The organism is Streptomyces sp. NRRL B-3229 (assembly GCF_000719505.1).
Taxonomy (GTDB): Bacteria; Actinomycetota; Actinomycetes; order Streptomycetales; family Streptomycetaceae; genus Streptomyces; species Streptomyces griseorubiginosus.
Window position 1 is genome coordinate 1 of sequence record NZ_JOGP01000058.1, and the last position, 4126, is coordinate 4126.

Genomic DNA, 4126 nt, shown 5'->3' on the forward strand with positions numbered 1-4126 from the left:
ACCACATCCGCCCCCAGCCACGCCAGCAACTGCGTCGCCGACGGACCCGACTGCACATGCGTCATGTCCAACACCCGCACACCATCAAGAGCCAACGTCATGCTCGTCACCCCATCTCCGTGTCGTCGTGTGTTCGCCGGGGGTCGGGGCGCCGCGCCTTCCCGTAGCGGCGCCCCGGCCCGTGTCACGGCATCAGCTGGTACTCGGGGAAGTTGCCGGGCAGCCGTTCACCGGCGGGCCCCTGGGTGACCGCGCGCACCAGGAGTTCGCCGCCGACGAAGGCGCCGCGCCAGGAGGCTCCGAAGCCGCCGAAGAGTTCGTCGCGGTCGCCGCGGGAGCGCGGGGTTCCGTGTCCGACCTTGAACGCGCGGATCTGCGGGGCGAGTCGGTCGAAGGTCGCGCGGTCGTCGGTCGAAAGGGTGGCGACCAGGGCGCCGTTGGAGGCGTTCATGGCGGCCAGCAGTTCCGCTTCCGTGTCGACCAGGACGATGGTGTCGACCGGGCCGAAGGGTTCCGCGTGGTGCAGGGGTGAGGAGGGGGGCGGGTTGAGGAGGGTGACCGGTTGGACGTACGCCGAGGTGTCCTGGCCGGCCAGGAAGCGGGCGTCCGCGTCGCTGCCGCGGTGCACGGGCACGGCGCCGCGGTCGATGGCCTCGGCGACCTGGTCGCGCAGTTCCTTCGCCTTGGCCGCGTTGATCACCGGGCCGAAGTCGAGGGAGGGGTAGGGGTCTTCGGGGTTCTCGACGGCGAGCGGGTGGCCGAGGCGCAGGGTGCGCACGGCGGGGAGGTAGGCCGCGAGGAACTCGTCGAACAGCTCGCGCTGGACGACGAAGCGCGGGTAGGCGGTGCAGCGCTGCTTGCCGTAGTCGAACAGCTTGGGGATGACGGCGGTGAGGGCGTCCCAGTCGGTGTGGTTCCAGATGCCCCAGGTGTTGAGTCCTTCCTGTTCGAGGATGTGCCGTTTGCCGAGGTCGGCGACGGCGGTGGCGACGGCGGCGCCGGTGTCGCGGCCGCCGACGAAGGAGACGCAGCCGATCTCGGGCGCCCGCACCAGCGCCTCGGACAGCTCTCCCCCGCTGCCGCTGACGAGGGTGACGGGGATGCCTTCGCGGGCGGCGAGCGCACAGGCCAGGGTGAGGCAGGCGACACCGCCGTCGGTCGGGGTCTTGGCGATGACCGCGTTGCCCGCCAGTGCCTGGACCAGCAGGGCGTGGACAAGCACGCTCATCGGGTAGTTCCAGCTGGCGATGTTGGAGACCGGGCCGTCGAGCGGGACCCGGCCCCGGACCATCGGCTCGATGCCGTCGACGTACCAGCGCACGCCGTCGATGGCCCGGTCGACATCGGCCTGTGCGAGGCGCCACGGCTTGCCGATCTCCCATACGAGGAGGAGGGCGAGGAGTTCGCGGTGCTCCGTGAGAGCGTCGAGGGTGGCGGCGACCCGGGCCCGGCGTTCTTCGAGCCGGAGGTGCCGCCAGGCGCGGTGCTGGTCGAGGGAGGCGCGGACGGCCTGGTGGGCGGCTTCCCGGTCCAGGCGCGGCGGCCCGGCGATGGGGCTGCCGTCGACGGGGCCGGTGGCGGGCAGTGCCCTGCCGTCGGCCCGCCAGGCGGAGCCCCAGAGGTTGAGGACGCGGTCGTCGCGGAAGGCCTCCGGGGCGACGACGAGGCAGCGCTGCCAGGCGTCGTTCCAGGAGGTACCGGACTTCACCACGAGCCGGGTGGAGTCGAGGGTGGTTGTCATGCGATGTCTCCGCTCTCGGTGCACAGTCGGGGGCGGGGTGTCGAGGGGCCGCAACGGACCTGTTCCGTGGACGCGTTGCGCGGTGCGGGTCAGGCCTGAGGGGCCTTGCGAACGGTGTCCAGCAGGGAGAGCACAAGGCGGGCCGTCCCGGTCGGGGTGTCGCCGACCGGGACGCCGACCGCCTCCAGCGCCTCCTTCTTCGCCCGGGCCGTGCCCGCGGAACCGGACACGATGGCGCCGGCGTGACCCATGGTCCGGCCCTCGGGCGCGGTGAAGCCGGCGATGTAGCCGACGACGGGCTTGGTGACGTGGTCCCGGATGTACGCGGCGGCCCGTTCCTCCGCGTCACCGCCGATCTCCCCGATGAGAACGACGAGTTCGGTGTCGGGGTCGTCCTGGAAGGCGGCCAGGCAGTCGATGTGGCTGGTGCCGACGACGGGGTCACCGCCGATGCCGACACAGGTGGAAAAGCCGATGTCCCGCAGCTCGTACATGAGTTGGTAGGTGAGCGTGCCCGACTTCGACACCAGCCCGACCCGGCCGGAGCGGGTGATGTCCGCCGGGATGATGCCCGCGTTGGACTGTCCGGGGGTGATCAGCCCCGGACAGTTGGGGCCGATGATCCGTGTCCCCTTCTTCCTCGCGTACGAGGTGAAGGCCACGGAGTCGTGGACGGGGACGCCCTCGGTGATGACGACGGCGAGACCGATCCCGGCGTCGGCGGCCTCCACAACGGCCGCCCTGGTGAAGGCGGGTGGTACGAAGACGACGGTGACGTCGGCTCCGGTCGCCCGTATCCCGTCGGCAACCGAGCCGAAGACGGGTACCACACGGTCGTCGAAGTCGACGGCCCGGCCGGCCTTGCGCGGGTTGACGCCGCCCACGACGTTCGTGCCGGCGGCGAGCATGCGCCGGGTGTGTTTCATGCCCTCGCCGCCGGTCATGCCCTGGACGAGGACCCTGGACTCCTTGGTCAGGAAGATGGCCATGTCCCTCTCCTTCAGCCGGTGTGGGCGAGTTCGGCGGCGCGCCGGGCGGCACCGTCCATCGTGGTGGCCTGCTCGACGAGAGGGTGGGCGTGCTCGTCGAGGACGGTCCGCCCGCGGGCCGCGTTGTTGCCGTCGAGGCGCACGACCAGCGGCTTGGTCGGCCGGACCTCGTCCAGGGCCCTGACGATGCCGTCGGCCACCGCGTCGCAGGCGGTGATCCCGCCGAAGACATTGACGAACACGGACTTCACGGCCGGGTCGGAGAGGATGACCGACAGCCCGTCCGCCATGACCTGGGCCGAGGCGCCGCCGCCGATGTCGAGGAAGTTGGCCGGGCGGGCACCGCAGGCGGAGACCACGTCGAGGGTCGACATGACCAGCCCCGCTCCGTTGCCGATGATGCCGACCTCGCCGTCGAGCTTGACGTAGGTGAGGCCCTTCGCCGCCGCGGCCGCCTCCAGGGGATCGTCGTAGGAAATGCTGTCGGCGCCCCGACGGGTCTGCCGGAAGCGGGCGTTGTCGTCGAGCGTGACCTTGCCGTCGAGGGCGAGGACCTGCCCCTGCCGGGTGTGTACGAGCGGGTTGACCTCCACGAGGAGCGCGTCCTCGCGGACCAGCACCCCCCACAGCCGTACGAGGACGTCGACGGTCTGCGGGGGCAGCCCGGCCGCCTCGGCGATCGCGCCCGCCGTCGCCGAGGTGACGCCCTCTGCGGGGTCGACGGGGACGCGCACGACGGCTTCGGGGCGGGTGGCGGCGACCTCCTCTATATCCATGCCGCCGGCCGCCGACGCGATGGCGAGGAAACGGCCCGCCGCACGGTCGAGGACGTAGGCGACGTAGAACTCGGCCTCGATGTCGACGGGTTGGGCCAGCATGACCTTGTCGACCCGGTGTCCTTTGATGTCCTTGCCGAGGATTCGGCGGGTCGTCCGCTCGGCCTCAGCGGGGTCGGCGGCGAGCCGCACACCGCCCGCCTTGCCCCGGCCTCCCGTCTTGACCTGCGCCTTGACGACGGCACTGCCGCCCAGTCGGCGGGCGATGGCGCGGGCCTCCTGGGGTGAGTCGGTGACCTCCGCGCTCGGCACCGGGATCCCGTGTTCCTCGAAGAGGGCGCGGGCTTCGTGCTCGTACAGGTCCATGGTTCGGCTCCCGTCTCAAAAGTGCACGACTTAAAAGTGCTGCACGCCCCCTGGACATCACCCATCTGATGCGGGATAACAATCTTCATACAGTATTCGTCGACTGTATGCAATGTGCCGGACCCAAGCCTGCTGACGGTGAGGTGACCCATGACGACGTTGGCTCTTGATGGTGTGCGGGTGTTGGACATGACGCATGTGCAGTCGGGTCCGTCGGCGACGCAGTTGCTGGCGTGGCTGGGGGCGGATGTGGT

General features: G+C 70.9%; 5 protein-coding genes. 1 reads left to right on the forward strand and 4 read right to left on the reverse strand.

Annotated features, from left to right (window positions below; genetic code table 11):
• The 4 genes from IF54_RS42530 to sucC form a co-directional block, all read right to left on the reverse strand.
• Positions 1-101: CoA transferase (locus tag IF54_RS42530; protein ID WP_159002313.1), on the reverse strand; the 101-nt coding region annotated here is incomplete at its 3' end.
• 83 nt (positions 102-184) lie between these two features.
• Positions 185-1741, reverse strand: a complete 1557-nt coding sequence (locus IF54_RS0138495) for an aldehyde dehydrogenase family protein (protein WP_030327322.1) — start codon at positions 1739-1741, stop codon at positions 185-187.
• A gap of 89 nt (positions 1742-1830) precedes the next feature.
• Positions 1831-2730 (reverse strand): succinate--CoA ligase subunit alpha, encoded by a 900-nt coding sequence (gene sucD / locus IF54_RS0138500; protein ID WP_030327323.1) that lies wholly within the window; start codon positions 2728-2730, stop codon positions 1831-1833.
• A gap of 11 nt (positions 2731-2741) precedes the next feature.
• On the reverse strand, positions 2742-3872 hold the full coding sequence (sucC, locus tag IF54_RS0138505; protein ID WP_030327324.1) for an ADP-forming succinate--CoA ligase subunit beta: 1131 nt from the start codon (positions 3870-3872) through the stop codon (positions 2742-2744).
• A gap of 150 nt (positions 3873-4022) precedes the next feature.
• On the opposite strand from sucC, the gene IF54_RS42535 reads away from it, so the two are divergent.
• A partial coding sequence (locus tag IF54_RS42535) for a CoA transferase (protein ID WP_159002315.1) occupies positions 4023-4126 on the forward strand: 104 nt, incomplete at its 3' end.

Bases quoted from the DNA above. Each gene is read 5' to 3' on its own strand.
- IF54_RS0138495 (WP_030327322.1), bottom strand. From the start codon at position 1,741: ATGACAACCACCCTCGACTCCACCCGGCTCGTGGTGAAGTCCGGTACC.
- sucD (WP_030327323.1), bottom strand. From the start codon at position 2,730: ATGGCCATCTTCCTGACCAAGGAGTCCAGGGTCCTCGTCCAGGGCATG.
- sucC (WP_030327324.1), bottom strand. From the start codon at position 3,872: ATGGACCTGTACGAGCACGAAGCCCGCGCCCTCTTCGAGGAACACGGG.